At 72.4% G+C, this 14,008-nt stretch carries 13 protein-coding genes; 6 read left to right on the forward strand and 7 right to left on the reverse strand.

Annotated features, from left to right (window positions below; genetic code table 11):
* The first annotated feature begins 229 nt into the window (after nucleotides 1–229).
* Both IEZ00_RS04645 and IEZ00_RS04650 read left to right on the forward strand, forming a co-directional pair.
* Nucleotides 230–1,531 (forward strand): RNA polymerase sigma factor, encoded by a 1,302-nt coding sequence (locus IEZ00_RS04645; protein ID WP_189221813.1) that lies wholly within the window; start codon nucleotides 230–232, stop codon nucleotides 1,529–1,531.
* Between the two features lie 429 nt (nucleotides 1,532–1,960).
* Entirely contained in the window at nucleotides 1,961–2,140 is a 180-nt protein-coding gene (locus IEZ00_RS04650) for a DUF7455 domain-containing protein (RefSeq protein WP_015800348.1), read from the forward strand.
* 88 nt (nucleotides 2,141–2,228) lie between these two features.
* Here IEZ00_RS04650 and IEZ00_RS04655 read toward each other — a convergent pair whose 3' ends face one another.
* The 5 genes from IEZ00_RS04655 to IEZ00_RS04675 all read right to left on the reverse strand — a co-directional run bounded on the left by IEZ00_RS04655 (nucleotide 2,229) and on the right by IEZ00_RS04675 (nucleotide 8,750).
* Nucleotides 2,229–3,401, reverse strand: coding sequence for an ROK family transcriptional regulator (locus IEZ00_RS04655; RefSeq protein ID WP_189221814.1), 1,173 nt, complete (start codon nucleotides 3,399–3,401; stop codon nucleotides 2,229–2,231).
* A gap of 1 nt (nucleotide 3,402) precedes the next feature.
* A complete protein-coding gene (locus IEZ00_RS04660; RefSeq protein ID WP_189221815.1) occupies nucleotides 3,403–4,827 on the reverse strand; it encodes a sugar ABC transporter permease in 1,425 nt (474 codons plus the stop codon).
* Between the two features lie 35 nt (nucleotides 4,828–4,862).
* The gene (locus IEZ00_RS04665) at nucleotides 4,863–5,636 is read right to left on the reverse strand and encodes an ATP-binding cassette domain-containing protein (RefSeq protein ID WP_189221816.1); all 774 of its coding nucleotides are present in this window, start codon (nucleotides 5,634–5,636) and stop codon (nucleotides 4,863–4,865) included.
* A gap of 70 nt (nucleotides 5,637–5,706) precedes the next feature.
* Nucleotides 5,707–6,846, reverse strand: a complete 1,140-nt coding sequence (locus IEZ00_RS04670) for a sugar ABC transporter substrate-binding protein (RefSeq protein WP_189221817.1) — start codon at nucleotides 6,844–6,846, stop codon at nucleotides 5,707–5,709.
* 182 nt (nucleotides 6,847–7,028) lie between these two features.
* Nucleotides 7,029–8,750, reverse strand: a complete 1,722-nt coding sequence (locus IEZ00_RS04675; RefSeq protein ID WP_189221818.1) for a DEAD/DEAH box helicase — start codon at nucleotides 8,748–8,750, stop codon at nucleotides 7,029–7,031.
* Between the two features lie 154 nt (nucleotides 8,751–8,904).
* On the opposite strand from IEZ00_RS04675, the gene IEZ00_RS04680 reads away from it, so the two are divergent.
* Entirely contained in the window at nucleotides 8,905–9,957 is a 1,053-nt protein-coding gene (locus tag IEZ00_RS04680) for a YihY/virulence factor BrkB family protein (RefSeq protein ID WP_189221819.1), read from the forward strand.
* Nucleotides 9,958–10,012: 55 nt separating this feature from the next.
* On the opposite strand, the gene IEZ00_RS04685 is transcribed toward IEZ00_RS04680, so the two are convergent.
* The gene (locus tag IEZ00_RS04685) at nucleotides 10,013–10,258 is read right to left on the reverse strand and encodes a DUF3039 domain-containing protein (RefSeq protein WP_189221820.1); all 246 of its coding nucleotides are present in this window, start codon (nucleotides 10,256–10,258) and stop codon (nucleotides 10,013–10,015) included.
* Between the two features lie 31 nt (nucleotides 10,259–10,289).
* Between IEZ00_RS04685 and IEZ00_RS04690 the strand changes: the two genes are divergently transcribed.
* Together IEZ00_RS04690 and IEZ00_RS04695 are read left to right on the forward strand one after the other, a co-directional pair.
* On the forward strand, nucleotides 10,290–11,207 hold the full coding sequence (locus IEZ00_RS04690) for a pseudouridine-5'-phosphate glycosidase (protein WP_189221821.1): 918 nt from the start codon (nucleotides 10,290–10,292) through the stop codon (nucleotides 11,205–11,207).
* Nucleotides 11,204–12,076, forward strand: coding sequence for a carbohydrate kinase family protein (locus IEZ00_RS04695; RefSeq protein WP_189221822.1), 873 nt, complete (start codon nucleotides 11,204–11,206; stop codon nucleotides 12,074–12,076). Before IEZ00_RS04690 ends, IEZ00_RS04695 begins: the two co-directional genes overlap by 4 nt.
* 144 nt (nucleotides 12,077–12,220) lie before the next feature.
* On the opposite strand, the gene IEZ00_RS04700 is transcribed toward IEZ00_RS04695, so the two are convergent.
* Complete coding sequence (locus IEZ00_RS04700) at nucleotides 12,221–12,550, reverse strand: DUF3099 domain-containing protein (RefSeq protein WP_189221823.1); 330 nt, start codon at nucleotides 12,548–12,550, stop codon at nucleotides 12,221–12,223.
* Between the two features lie 83 nt (nucleotides 12,551–12,633).
* Here IEZ00_RS04700 and IEZ00_RS04705 point away from each other — a divergent pair.
* A partial coding sequence (locus IEZ00_RS04705; RefSeq protein WP_229795089.1) for a CdaR family protein occupies nucleotides 12,634–14,008 on the forward strand: 1,375 nt, incomplete at its 3' end.

The raw sequence follows: 14,008 nt of genomic DNA on the forward strand, positions 1-14,008 counted from the left end.
CCGTGGCCGCCGCGCAGGGCCTCCGGCACTGACTTCCCGGCCCTCCCAGCTGCGGAAAAGTCCGCGGTTGCGCCCCGGATGTCAACGGGGCGCAACCGCACCCGGTTCTCGTCGTTACAATGGAACGGTGCCCCGCTGACGCCAAGGCCGGCGGGCTCTCCCCCGTACTCCGGCGACCGAGGATCGCGCGCTTCGGTTTGCCTTGATCGACAGTCGCGAAAGGGCGTACGTGGCAGCCGCGAAGACGACTCAGGCAGCTAAGGCTGACGCCGAGGAGACGCCCAAGGCCACCTCGGCGAGGAAGGCTCCGGCCAAGAAGCCGGCAGCGAAGACCGCCGCGGCGGGCAAGACCGCTCGGGCACCCCGCAAGCAGGGCGCCAAGGCCGCCGCCCCCGCCAAGGCGAAGAAGGCCACCGAGGGCGACGAGCCCGAGGACCTGGAAGGCGCCCCCGGTGACGAGGACCTGGTCGACGACGTCGAACTGATCGACGAGCCGGTCGAGGAGGAGCCGGAGGAAGCCGAGGACGCCAAGCCCGGCGAAGGTGACTTCGTCTGGGACGAGGAGGAGTCCGAGGCCCTGCGGCAGGCCCGCAAGGACGCCGAGCTCACCGCCTCGGCGGACTCGGTGCGCGCCTACCTCAAGCAGATCGGCAAGGTCGCCCTGCTCAACGCGGAGGAGGAGGTCGAACTCGCCAAGCGGATCGAGGCGGGCCTCTACGCCGCCGAGCGGGTGCGCCGCGCCGAGGACGAGAACGAGAAGCTCACCCCGCAGCTGCGCCGCGACCTGCGCTGGATCGTGCGCGACGGCGAGCGGGCCAAGAACCACCTGCTGGAGGCCAACCTCCGCCTGGTGGTGTCGCTGGCCAAGCGCTACACCGGCCGCGGCATGGCGTTCCTGGACCTGATCCAGGAGGGCAACCTCGGTCTGATCCGCGCGGTCGAGAAGTTCGACTACACCAAGGGCTACAAGTTCTCGACCTACGCGACGTGGTGGATCCGCCAGGCGATCACCCGCGCGATGGCCGACCAGGCCCGCACCATCCGCATCCCGGTGCACATGGTGGAGGTCATCAACAAGCTCGGCCGCATCCAGCGCGAGCTGCTCCAGGACCTGGGCCGCGAGCCCACCCCGGAGGAGCTGGCCAAGGAGATGGACATCACCCCGGAGAAGGTGCTGGAGATCCAGCAGTACGCCAGGGAGCCCATCTCGCTGGACCAGACCATCGGCGACGAGGGCGACAGCCAGCTCGGCGACTTCATCGAGGACTCCGAGGCCGTGGTGGCCGTGGACGCGGTGTCGTTCACGCTGCTGCAGGACCAGCTCCAGTCGGTCCTGGCCACGCTGTCCGAGCGCGAGGCGGGCGTGGTGCGGCTGCGGTTCGGCCTCACCGACGGCCAGCCGCGCACGCTGGACGAGATCGGCCAGGTCTACGGGGTGACGCGCGAGCGCATCCGGCAGATCGAGTCGAAGACGATGTCGAAGCTGCGCCACCCGTCGCGGTCCCAGGTCCTGCGGGACTACCTGGACTAGTCGCGAACGCGCGAAGAGCGCCGGCGCCCACTCGGGTGCCGGCGCTCTTCGCGTGTCCGCATGGTGGAATTCGGCGGGCTGTTCGCTCTGGGCTGACGCCTGTGTCGGCGATCACACTAGCGGCCCCGCAACTTCCACCGGACGGAGCAGCGAGGGCGCCTCAGCCGCTGTTCTCGCTGGTCTGAAACCGTTGCCACGACAGCGGAAAGTGATTGCGCGCGTGGCGAACCGGTGGAGTCGGCAGGTTCGAACGGCCGGAGCGGGGGGTAAATGCTGAGTGACGCGGGTCGCCACGGCCCAGGGAACACTGACTTACGCCCGTGCGTCTGCAAGAGTGGAGCCAGCGAACACGACGTGCCAGCCAGGTGTGGGGTGGTCGCAGCTTGAGTAGGGCACCGATCCCCGGTGCCGGGACGGAGGGAGATTTCCATGACCACGACGCTCACCCGCCCCGCGTTGACCGCTGCCGACCGCTGCGACCGCTGCGGGGCTGCTGCCCAGGTTCGCGCCGTACTGCCCTCCGGGGGCGAGCTGCTGTTCTGCGGGCACCACGCCCGCGAGCACAGCACGAAGCTGCGCGAGCTCGCTGCCGAACTGCAGCAGGGCTGATCATCGCGGGCCGTGCCGCCCGCAAGCACCCTAGCCGTCCGGGACGGGAACCCTCACGGGTTCCCGTCCCCCTGCTTTTCGGCGGCGGTCAGACCAGGCCGAGCACGGGCTCGAAGGCCAGTTCGGCGGCGCCGATGAGCTTGGCGTCGCGCCCCAGCGGCGAGCTGACGATGCGGGTGCCGCCCACCGCCCTGGAGACCAGGCTGCGCTGCTGCACGGTGGCCCGCACCCGGTCCACCACCACCTGCGGCAGGGCGGTGAACAGGTCGCCCAGCACGACCAGCTCGGGGCCCAGCATGTTGACCACGGTGACCAGGCCCAGCGCCAGCCACTCGGTGAACTCGCCCAGCCGGTGGCTCACCGACGACGGGTCCGCGGCCAGCGAGCGCAGCTCGGCCACCACCGCCCCGCGCGGGGCGTCCTCGGGCAGGGCCAGCGCCCGGCACAGGGCGGCCTCCCCGATCTCGGTCTCCCAGCACCCCTGGCAGCCGCAGTAGCAGTGCCGCCCGCCGGGCCGCACCACCATGTGCCCCAGTTCGCCCACGTAACCGCCCGCGCCGCGCAGCGGCGTCCCGCTGGAGATGACCCCGCCGCCGATGCCCACGTCGGCGGAGATGTAGACCACGTCGGAGGAGCCGCGGGCGGCCCCGCGCAGGTGCTCGGCCAGCGCGCCGAGCTCCGCGTCGTTGCCGACGTGCACGGGCGCCTGGAGCACGGCGGTCAGCCGGGCGCCCAGCGCCACGTCGGTCCAGTGCAGGTTGGGCGCCTCGTGCACCATGCCGTCGGCGCGGCGGACCACGCCGGGCACCGACACCCCGACGCCGACCGCCGTCACGTCCAGCTCGTCGGCCAGCAGCTTCGCCGAGTCGGCGATGTGGGTGATCACCTCACCGGGCTCGCGGGTGCGGCGGTGCAGGTTCCAGCTGTGCCTGCCCAGGATGTCCCCGCCCAGGCCGACCATCGCCATGGCCACCTGCTCGACGCGGACGTCGATGGCCATGACGACGGCGGCCTGCGGCTGCGGGAGCACCAGCAGGGAGGGCCTGCCCGCGCCGGTGCGCTGCGCGGGCAGGCGCTCGGCCACCACACCGGACTCGGCCAGGCCGTCCACCAGCGCCTTGATCGTGCTGCGGTTGAGCCCCAGCTCAGCCGCCAGCGACGCCCTGGTGGACGGCCCGTCCACGTGCAGCCTGCGCAGCAGCGCGGTGCGGTTGTGCCTGCGGACCTCGTCCGGTCGGGCTCCCGCTGTTGGTGTCGCCACGTCAGCGCGTGGACGCCGCCGCTCGGCGACGGGAGAGCGCGTCGATGCTGGCGGCCAGCAGCAGCACCAGGCCGGTCACGATGTAGACGACCGCGGCGGGCTGCTTGAGCAGGCCCATGCCGTTGGTGATGGTGGCCAGCACCGCGCCGCCGATGACCGCGTCGCGCAGGCGGCCCTTGCCGCCGAACAGCGACGTGCCGCCGATGACCGCCGCGCCGACCGCCATCAGCAGCGTGTTGCCGCCACCGGCGTTCGGGTCGACCGAGCCGACCTTGGACGAGTACACGATCGCACCGATGGCCGCCGCCGTGGAGGCGATCACGAACACGCTCATCCGGATCTGCGGGACGTTGATGCCCGCGCGACGGGCGGCTTCCTTGTTGCCGCCCACGGCGTAGACGTGCCTGCCGTAGCGGGTGCGGTCGAGCACGAAGGTGCCCACCACCAGCAGGAACAGCACGAGCGGCACGACGTACGGGACGCCGGTGATGACGACCACGTTGCTCACCGAGCGGTTGAGGGTCAGCGCGTAGGTGGCGGCGGCGCCGAGCACGAGGACGGCGCCGACCCTGGTCAGCACCATGGGCGTGGGCTGGGCGACCAGGCCCTTGCGCAGCCGGGAGAAGTGCCTGGTCAGCACGACCGCCGCGTAGCCACCCGCGGCGATGACGAACAGGAGCCAGCTGCCCGCGGTGCTCAGGTTGCCGTTGGCGACCTTGAACAGCACGTCGTCGTTGAGGCCCAGGGTGCCGCCCTGGCCGATCAGCTGGAGGATCACGCCGCCCCAGGCCAGGAACAGCGCCAGGGTCACCACGAACGACGGGATGCCGACCTTGGCGACCAGGAAGCCGGTGATGCAGCCGATGGCGGCGCCGACGCAGATCGCCAGCAGCATCTCCACCCACGGGTTCGCGGGCACGCCGACCGCGGCGATGACCAGCGCGACCGCGGCCAGCGCGGCACCCGCCCAGATCCGCATCAGCGCGGCGAGCACCACGGCCAGCACCAGCAGGCCGCAGAAGACGTAGAAGACGGTGTCGCCCATGCCGCCGAGCAGGTTGCCGCCCTTGACCAGGTGCAGCGCCATGACCGACGCGGCGACGCCGGACGCGGTGCCCGCGGACAGGTCGATCTCGCCGAGCAGCAGCACGAACACCAGGCCCATCGCGATGATGGTGGTGCCCGCGCCCTGGGCCAGCAGGTTGGCGATGTTGCCCAGGGTCAGGAAGGAGTCCGACAGGGAGCTGAAGACGATCAGCAGCACCACGAGGCCGAGCAGGGCGGGCAGGGAACCCAGTTCGCCGCCGCGCAGCCGGGCCACGTAGTCGCGCAACGCCTCGCCGGTGGACTTGGAGGTGGTGTCGATGCCGAAGTCGGAGATGGCCGCGCCCTCGGGGGAGGCCTTCTCGCTGGTGGTGTTGGTCATGCGGGAGTCCTCGGTTCTGGCTCGCTGGCGCGGCGTCAGATGGTGGCGGATTCGGGTCGGGCGATGCCCAGCTCGCCGGAGCGGCCCGCGGTGATCAGCTCGACCACCTGGCCGTGGGTGACGTCCTTGGTGGGCACCTCGGCGGCCATGCGGCCCAGGTACAGGCAGGCGATGCGGTCGGCGACCTCGAACACGTCGTTCATGTTGTGGCTGATCAGCACCACGCCCAGGCCCTGCTCGGCGAGCCTGCGGACCAGGTCGAGCACCTGGCGGGTCTGCGCCACGCCCAGCGCGGCGGTCGGCTCGTCCAGCAGCACGACCTTGCTGTTCCACAGCACGGCCTTGGCGATGGCCACGGTCTGCCGCTGACCGCCGGACAACGAGGACACCTGGGTGCGCACCGACTTGACCGTGCGCACCGACAGCGAGGTCAGCGTCTTGCGCGCGGCCTGCTCCATGTCGGTCTCGTCCAGCATCCCCGCCTTGCCGCGCTCGCGGCCCAGGAACATGTTCTGGACGATGTCGAGGTTGTCGCACAGCGCGAGGTCCTGGTAGACGACCTCGATGCCCAGGGCGGCCGCGTCGCGGGGGCCGTTGATGGTGACCGGCTTGCCGTCGAAGACGACCTCGCCGGAGTCGATCGGGTGGATGCCCGCGATGCTCTTGACCAGCGTCGACTTGCCCGCGCCGTTGTCGCCGACCAGGGCCGTCACCTCGCCCGCGCGGACGGTGAAGTCGATGTCGTGCAGCACGTGCACAGGTCCGAAGCTCTTGTTGACGCCGCGCAGTTCGAGAATCGGCTCGCTCACTGCATTCCCTCCGTGGGTGGCACGCCGAAGGCGGGGTGCGGCCAGCGCACCCCGCCGCGGCGAGCGGTGACTACTTGATGCCGAGTTCGCCGCAGGTGGCGGCCAGGTCGGCGACGCAGACCTCGGACGCCTTGACGAAGCCCTCGTCCACGACCACCTTGACGTTGTCCTTGGTGATCAGCTGCGCGGTCAGCAGCACGGACTTGACCTCGCGGTTGCCCTTCGGGTCCTTCTCCACGCCGTTGGCCAGCGCGTCGGCGGCGGCGGTGTCGCCCTTGACCAGCGCGGCGGCCAGCTTGGCGGCGGCGTTGGCCTCCTCGTCGATGGGCTTGAACACGGTCATGTACTGGTCGCCGCGCAGGATGGCCTGCAGGCCCTCCGGGGTGGCGTCCTGACCGGTCACCGGCACCTTGCCGTTGAGGTTGTACTTCTTCAGGACGGTGATCACCGCGCCCGCGAGGCCGTCGTTGGCGGCGACGACGCCGTCGACCTTCTGGCCGTTGCCGGTGAAGATCTGCTCGAAGGTCTGGCCGCCCTTCTGGTTGTCCCACTCCTCGATGGGCTGGGACTGCACCAGCTTCAGGTCGCCCGAGTCGTACTTGGGCTTGAGGACGTTCTGCTGGCCGTTGTAGAACAGGGTGGCGTTGTTGTCCGTCGGCGCGCCCTCGATCTCGATGACCTCGGCGGGCTTCTTGCCCGCGGCCAGCTTGCCCAGGCCGTCGACCAGGCCCTGGCCCTGCAGCTCGCCGACCTTGGTGTTGTCGAACGAGACGTAGTAGTCCGAGGTGCCGCCCAGGTTCAGGCGGTCGTAGTCGATGACCTTGATGCCCTGGGCCTGGGCCTTCTTGGCCACCGTGGCGCCGACCTCGCTGTTGGGCGTGGCGATGATCAGGACCTTGACGCCCGCGTTGATCATGCCGTCGGCCAGCGTGGAGAACTTCTGCACGTCGCCCTGGGCGTTCTGGATGTCGGGGTCCAGGCCCTCGGCCTTGAGCGCCTTCTCCAGCAGGGGCTTGTCGAAGCCCTCCCAGCGGGCCGAGGACTTGGTCTCGGGCAGGATGACGCCGACCTTCTCCCCGCCGTTCGAGCCGCTGTTCGTGTTGGTGTCCGAGGTGCTGCTGCCACCCGAGGACGTGTTGGCGCCACACGCCGTCATGGCCACGGCCAAGCCGGTGCTCACGGCGATGAGAGCAAGGCTCTTGCTGCGCATCCGCCATCCCTTTCACTGCGCTGTGTCTGCTGGTGGGCAGAGAATGTTGTGGCGCACAACGTATGCCCGCACATGCGGTGACCGGAAGCACACTTGACCGATAAAGGCAGCACGATGCGCTAACGACGAGGTAACTCCGCATTAATACATCTACGCCGATCGGCGTAGTCGAGCACGCTGCGTCACCAAGAGCGCAGGGTGGCGATCCGCTCTTCGAGCTGCTCGATGCTCGCCATCGCCGTCGGCGGACCGCCGCAGTACTCCCGCAGCTGGTTGTGGATCTTGCCGTGCGGCTTCTTGGTGCGGTGGTGGTGCATGGCCACCAGGGTGTTGAGCTCCTTGCGCAGCGCGGCCAGCCGCTCCTGCACGCTCGCGGGCCGCGCGGGCGGCGGCGGGGCGGCGGGCGCGGGCGCCGCGGCCTGCCGCTTGCTGGCCTCCACCAGCTGCTTCTCCTGGCGCTGCCGCAGCAGCTCGCGCACCTGGTCGGGCTCCAGCAGACCGGGCAGGCCCAGGTACTCCTGCTCCTCCTCGCTGCCCGCGAACGCCGCGGTGCCGAACGACGACCCGTCGTAGATCACCTGGTCCAGCTCGGCCGAGGCGCCCAGCGCGGTGAACGCCCGCTCCTCCTCGCCCGGCTCGTCCTGGACCTGGTTGGCCTGCGCCAGCAGCTCGTCGTCCCAGCCGTCCTTCTCCCGGTGCGGCTTGCCGATGACGTGGTCGCGCTGCTGCTCCAGCTCGCTGGCCAGCCCCAGCAGCACCGGCACGCTGGGCAGGAACACGCTGGCCGTCTCGCCCTTGGCCCGCGCCCGCACGAACCGGCCGATGGCCTGGGCGAAGAACAGCGGCGTGGAGGCGCTGGTGGCGTACACGCCCACGGCCAGCCGCGGCACGTCCACGCCCTCGGACACCATGCGCACGGCGATCAGCCAGCGCTCGTTCGAGGCGGAGAACTCCGCGATGCGGCCGGATGCCTTCGGGTCGTCGGAGAGCACCAGCGTGGCGTCGTGGCCGGTGGTGCGCTTGAGGATCTCCGCGTACGCCTTGGCGGTGGTCTGGTCGGTGGCGATCACCAGGCCGCCCGCGTCCGGGATGCCGTTCGCGCGCAGCTGGCTCAACCGCAGGTCGGCCGCCTTGAGCACGGACGGGATCCACTCGCCGGTCGGGTCCAGCGCGGTGCGCCACGCCCGCGCGGTCTGCTCCTGGGTCAGCGGCTCCCCCAGCCGCGCGGTGAACTCCTCCCCCGCGCTGGTCCGCCAGCTCGCCTCACCCGAGTACGCCAGGAAGATCACCGGCCGGACCACTCCGTCGCGCAGCGCGTCGGCGTAGCCGTAGGCGTGGTCCGCGCGGCTGCGCGGCGCCCCGTCCGGGCCGGGCTCGTAGGTGATGAACGGGATCGGCGAGTCGTCGCTGCGGAACGGCGTACCGGTCAGGCACAGCCTGCGCACCGCGGGCGTGAACGCCTCCCGGATCGCGTCGCCCCACGACTTGGCGTCGCCGCCGTGGTGCACCTCGTCCAGCAGCACCAGCGTCTTGCGGTTCTCCGTGCGCACGCGGTGCAGCGTCGGGTGCGCGGCCACCTGGGCGTAGGTCACCGCCACGCCGTGGTAGTCCCGCGAGGTCACCGCGTTGGTGTTGCGGAAGTTCGAGTCGATCGCGATGCCCGCCTCGGCGGCGGCCTTGGCCCACTGGTGCTTGAGGTGCTCGGTCGGGGTCACCACGGTGACCGCCTCGACCGTGCGGTCGGCCAGCAGCTCGGCGGCCACCCGCAGCCCGAAGGTCGTCTTGCCCGCGCCGGGCGTGGCGACCGCGAGGAAGTCCTTGGGGCCGGAAGCCAGGTACTTGGTCAACGCGCGCCGCTGCCACGCGCGCAGCGGCCTGGAGGGTGCGCCTTGCGGGAGCGACAACCTGCGATCCTCTCTGCGTTCGCCGTTCGGGCAGCTCGCGGGCGTCGGACATGCGAATGCCCTCGTTGCGGGCGACCGTCGAGGGCTCGCACAGCCTACCCGCTCCGGATGGGCCACTCCGCCGCCGATGCCGCGAAATCGCTCACGATGCACCATGCTGGGTGGTGCGATGGGGTCGGCAACCGATCGGACGGCACGCGGCGCACCCCGCAAGGGGCCGTGGCGGTTGTTGGCGCGCACGCTGTCCAAGGCCTGGGAGGGCAACATCTTCTCCGAGGCCGCCGAGGCCGCGTTCTGGCAGACCCTGTCGTTCCCGCCGCTGCTGCTGGGCCTGCTGGGCAGCATGGGCTACATCGGCGACTGGCTGGGCCCCGAGGTGGTCAGCGCGGTCAAGGACCAGATCATCTCCGCCTGCCGCACGATCTTCAGCCAGGACGTGGTCAACGGGGTGATCGCGCCGACCGTGGACCAGATCCTGACCACCGGCAAGGGCGAGATCGTCTCGGTCGGCTTCCTGATCTCGCTGTGGGCGGGCTCGTCGGCCATGTCGTCGTTCGTCGACGCGATCACCGTGGCGCACGGGCAGTACGGCGTGCGCAACGAGGTGTGGCAGCGGATCTTCGCGCTGCTGCTCTACATGGCCAGCCTGGTGCTGCTGATCGTCGGCCTGCCGGTGCTGGCGCTGGGGCCCGAGCTGCTGCCCGAGGTCTTCCCGGACAGCTGGCAGCCGACCATCGAGTCGTGGCTGAGCGGGTTCTACTACCCCGGCATCGGCGTGCTGCTGGTGCTCGCCCTGGCCACGCTGTACAAGCTGTCGCTGCCGCGCAAGCTGCCGTGGCACCGGCTGGTGCCCGGCGCGGTGCTGGCGATGGCGGTGTTCCTGCTGTCGTCGATCGGGCTGCGGCTCTACATCCGGTGGATCACCACCACCGGCTACACCTACGGCGCGCTGGCCACGCCCATCGCGTTCCTGCTGTTCACCTTCTTCATCGGGCTGGCCATCACCATCGGCGCGTACTTCAACAGCGCCATCCAGGACATGTGGCCCGCGCGGATGACCCGGCGGCAGCGCCGCCGGTGGCGGCGGCTGGAGCTGGAGCGGGCGGCCGAGCGCATCCGCTCCGAGCAGCGCAACGGGCAGGCCGTGCCCGCGAACCCGGCGCCGCGGGAGGCCGACCCGCAGCAGCAGCCCTCGGCGGGCGGCTAGCGCCCGCACGCGCATCCCGGCGCCCGCGGGGAGCGCCGGGACCGGGGTGGGAGGTCTACTCGCCGCCGGCGGGCAGGTTGTCGTAGATCTTCTTGCACTCCGGGCACACCGGCGAGCCGGGCTTGGGGGACCGCGTCACCGGGAAGACCTCGCCGCACAGCGCCACCACGTGCGTGCCCATGACCGCGCTCTCGGCGATCTTGGCCTTGCGCACGTAGTGGAACATCTTCGGGGTGTCGTCCCCGGTGTGGTCCGTGCCTTCCGGCCGGGTCTCTACGTCAGGGAGGGTCTGCGTGCTCACGCGCCCAGCTTACCTGGGATGATGGCCCCTCGTGAGTACGCCGAGCACCACTGAAGAGGTACGCGACGCCCTGGCCGGGAACCGGCCGGTGGTCGCGCTGGAGAGCACCATCCTGTCCCACGGCCTGCCGCCGGGGCGCAACCGCGAGGTCGCGCGGCGGGTGGAGGACGCGGTGCGCGAGGCGGGCGCCGTACCCGCGACGATCGCCGTGCTCGGCGGCGTGCCCAAGGTCGGCCTGACCGAGGCCGAGCTGGACTACGTCTGCGACCCGGCCAACCAGCTGGAGAAGCTGTCCCGGCGCGACCTGGGCGCGGCGTTCGCGCTGGGCCGCGACGGGGCGACCACCGTGGCGGGCACCGCGGCGCTGGCGCACGCGGCCGGGATCGGGGTGTTCGCCACCGGCGGGCTGGGCGGCGTGCACCGCGGCGCGCGGGAGACCTGGGACGTCTCCGCCGACCTCGACGTGCTGGCCCAGACGCCGATCCTGGTGGTCTGCTCGGGCGTGAAGTCGATCCTGGACATGGGCGCCACGCTGGAGCTGCTGGAGACCCGCTCGGTGCCGGTGCTGGGCTACCGCACCGACCGCTTCCCCGCGTTCTACCGGCGCGAGTCGGAGTTCGAGGTGCCGTGGCGGGTGGAGGACCCTCGCCAGGCCGCCGCCGTGGTCGCCGCGCACCGGAACGTGCCCGGCGGCGCGGGCGTGCTGCTGGCCAACCCGATCCCCAGCGAGTTCGAGATGGCCGCCGACCTGCACGACCGGCTGCTGGCCGAGGGGCTGGAGCTGCTGCGCACCCGCGGTGTGCACGGCAAGGAGGTCACGCCGGTGCTGCTGGAGCACTTCCACACCGCCAGCGGCGGGGTGAGCCTGGACGCCAACGAGGCGCTGGTGCTGTCCAACGCCGCGCTGGCCGCGCGGGTCGCCGTCGAACTGGCCGGGGCTCGCGCGTGACGCAGGTCGTGGTGGTCGGGGACGCCGGGCTGGACGTGGTGGCCCGGCACTCCGGCCCCATCGTGCACGGCGGCGACTCGCGCGCGTCGGTGACCATCGAGCCGGGCGGCGCGGGCGCCAACACCGCCGTGTGGCTGGCCGCCTGCGGCGTCGAGCCGGTGCTGGTGACGCGGGTCGGCGCGGACTCGGCGGGGCGGCAGGTGCACGCGGAGCTGACCGCCGTGGGCGTGCGGTGCGCGTTCGCCGTGGACACCGATGCGGCGACGTGCTGCGTGGTGGTGCTGGTGGACGAGACCGGGCAGCGGACCATGCTGCCCGACCGCGGCGCCAACGCCCGCTTCGCGCCCGGCGACCTGAACCCGGAGCTGCTGGCCGGGGCGCGGCACCTGCACCTGTCCGGCTACGTGCTGCTGGACGCCTCGTCGCGCCCCGCCGGGCTGGCGGTGCTGCGCCAGGCCCGCGCGGCCGGGCTGACCACGTCGGTGGACCCGCAGGCGGCGGCGCTGCTCTACGACGGGTTCCTCGACGACGTCGCGGGCGTGGACCTGCTGCTGCCCAACACCGAGGAGCTGGTGGCGCTGACCGGCTCGGCCTCGGCGGCGTCGGCCGAGTCGCTGCTGGACGTGGTCGGCGCGGTCGCGCTGACCTCGGGGGCGGACGGCGCCAGCTGGGTGGACCGGGACGGGGTCGTCTCGGTCCCCGCCGAGCCCGCCGAGTGCGTGGACTCGACGGGTGCGGGCGACGCCTTCGACGCCGGGCTGCTGGCCGCGTGGCTGGCGGGCGCCTCCCGCCGGGAATCGCTGCTCGGCGGCGTCCGCGCCGCGGCACGCGCCATCTCCTCCGTGGGCGCCCAGCCCTCAGGCTCCTGACCCGCCCCCGCGAGTCGAACCTCCGGACACCACGAATTCACCGTTCGCGCACCCCGACCCGCGCCATCGCGCGGGTCGGGTAGTAGTTACCGGCCCTCGCGGCGGCCTCGGGTAGTACTTGCCGACGCGCTGGGCGGGGGGGGTTCAGCCCTCGATCACCTGGTGGCCGCGCGCCTCCAGCGCGCGGTGCCGCCGCTCGTGCCTGCTGACCTTCTCCGCCTTGCGCGGCGGCCGGTCGTTGGCGATCAGCACCGCCATCCACGGCAGCGGCACCGACAGCAGCAGGAACCCCAGCGCCAGCCACCACGTCTGGTAGAAGACCATGGCCAGGACCAGGCAAGGGATGCGGGCACCCATCATGATCGCGTACTTGCGCTTGCGCGCGGCGTGTTGTTCCTCGAAAGACGGCGCCGCTTCCGTGATCAGCACCGCGTGGTCCGGGTTGCCCACGACACCACCTCCTGTTAACCCCATGGTCCCACCGCCGGGGGCGCTGGGACAGCCGACCGGGTTGTGAATTGCGACCCGTGTCCGGCGGCGGACCGTACGATCCGACCGTGGTGCCCCTGGACCGCCTGGTGGACGTGCTCGCGAGCCTGGGCACGCACCTGTGCTGCGCGCCGCGCGGGCGGGACGTGCCACTGCGCGGCGTGGCTCTGCACGACCCGGTGGAGCGGACCGGGGCCGCGCCCGACGAGGTGCTGCTGGGGCTGGGCGTCGGGTCGGCCGCCGCGGCGGCGCGGCTGGTCGCGGCCACCGGGGCCGCCGCCGTGGTGCTGCACGGCAGGCCGCCGCTGGACGAGCGGGTGAGCGCGGCGGCGAAGCGGTCGGGCGCGGCGGTGCTGCTGGTGGACCCGGAGGTGCCGTGGGGGCAGCTGGCCGGGGTGGTGCAGGCGCTGGTGCTGGGCGGTCAGCGGGAGGGCTCGGGCGACCTGTTCGCGGTGGCCGACGCCATCGCCGCGGTGGTGGGCGGGCCGGTGACCATCGAGGACCAGCGCTCCCGCGTGCTGGCCTACTCCTACCGGCAGCAGGACGTCGACCCGGTGCGGGTGCAGACCATCCTGGGCCGCCGCGTGCCCGACGAGGCCCGCGCGGCGCTGGAGGCGCACGGCGTGTTCGCCCACCTGGCGCGCACCGACGACCCGATCTTCGTGCCGCAGCTGACCGAGCAGCTGGGCGGCAGGCTGGTGGCGGCGGTGCGGGCGGGCCGGGAGCTGCTGGGGTCGGTGTGGGTGGAGGTGGAGCAGGAGGTCGGGCAGGCCCGCCGGGCGGCGCTGGTGGACGGGGCGCGGACCGCCGCGCTGCACCTGCTGCGCGCGCGGGCCAGCGCGGACCTGGAGCGGCGGGCCGAGGCGGACCTGGTGATCGGCGTGCTGGACTCCGGGCTGCCCGCGGACCTGGCCCGGCTCGGGCTGCCCGCCGCGGACCTGCGGGTGATCGCGGTGCAGGCGCACGCGGGCGAGAGCGAGCACGGCGCGGCGCTGCTGGCGTTCGAGCGCGCGACCGCGGGCTTCGGCTGGTCCCGGCCGGGGCGCAGCGCGTTGTTCGGCAACGTGCTCTACACCGTGCTGCCGTGCGGGGAGGACGCGGCGGCGGCGCTGGAGTGGGTCCGCGCGCTGGAGCGCGAGCTGCCCGCGGAGGCCACCGTGGTGGCGGGTGTCGGCGGGGTGGCCGACGCCGCGCAGCTGCCCGCTTCGCGCGCGGAGGCCGACGAGTGCCTGGCGCTGGCGGTGGCCGAGCCCGCGACGGGCGAGGTGACGGCGGCCGAGCCGGTGGTCTACGACCGGGCCTGGTCGCGCGTGCTGCTGCGCAGGCTGGCCGCGGTGGCCGAGACGGGCAGGCTGCCCACCCGCGGCCCGGTGGCCGACCTGGTGCGGCACGACGCCGAGCACGGCACCCACTACGCGGCGACGCTGGAGGCGTGGCTGGCGG

The sequence above is a fragment of the Saccharothrix coeruleofusca genome, from assembly GCF_014648515.1.
GTDB classification, from domain to species: domain Bacteria; phylum Actinomycetota; class Actinomycetes; order Mycobacteriales; family Pseudonocardiaceae; genus Actinosynnema; species Actinosynnema coeruleofuscum.

Bases quoted from the DNA above. Each gene is read 5' to 3' on its own strand.
- IEZ00_RS04650 (WP_015800348.1), top strand. From the start codon at position 1,961: ATGACCACGACGCTCACCCGCCCCGCGTTGACCGCTGCCGACCGCTGC.
- IEZ00_RS04660 (WP_189221815.1), bottom strand. From the start codon at position 4,827: ATGACCAACACCACCAGCGAGAAGGCCTCCCCCGAGGGCGCGGCCATC.
- IEZ00_RS04670 (WP_189221817.1), bottom strand. From the start codon at position 6,846: ATGCGCAGCAAGAGCCTTGCTCTCATCGCCGTGAGCACCGGCTTGGCC.
- IEZ00_RS04680 (WP_189221819.1), top strand. From the start codon at position 8,905: ATGCTGGGTGGTGCGATGGGGTCGGCAACCGATCGGACGGCACGCGGC.
- IEZ00_RS04700 (WP_189221823.1), bottom strand. From the start codon at position 12,550: ATGGGGTTAACAGGAGGTGGTGTCGTGGGCAACCCGGACCACGCGGTG.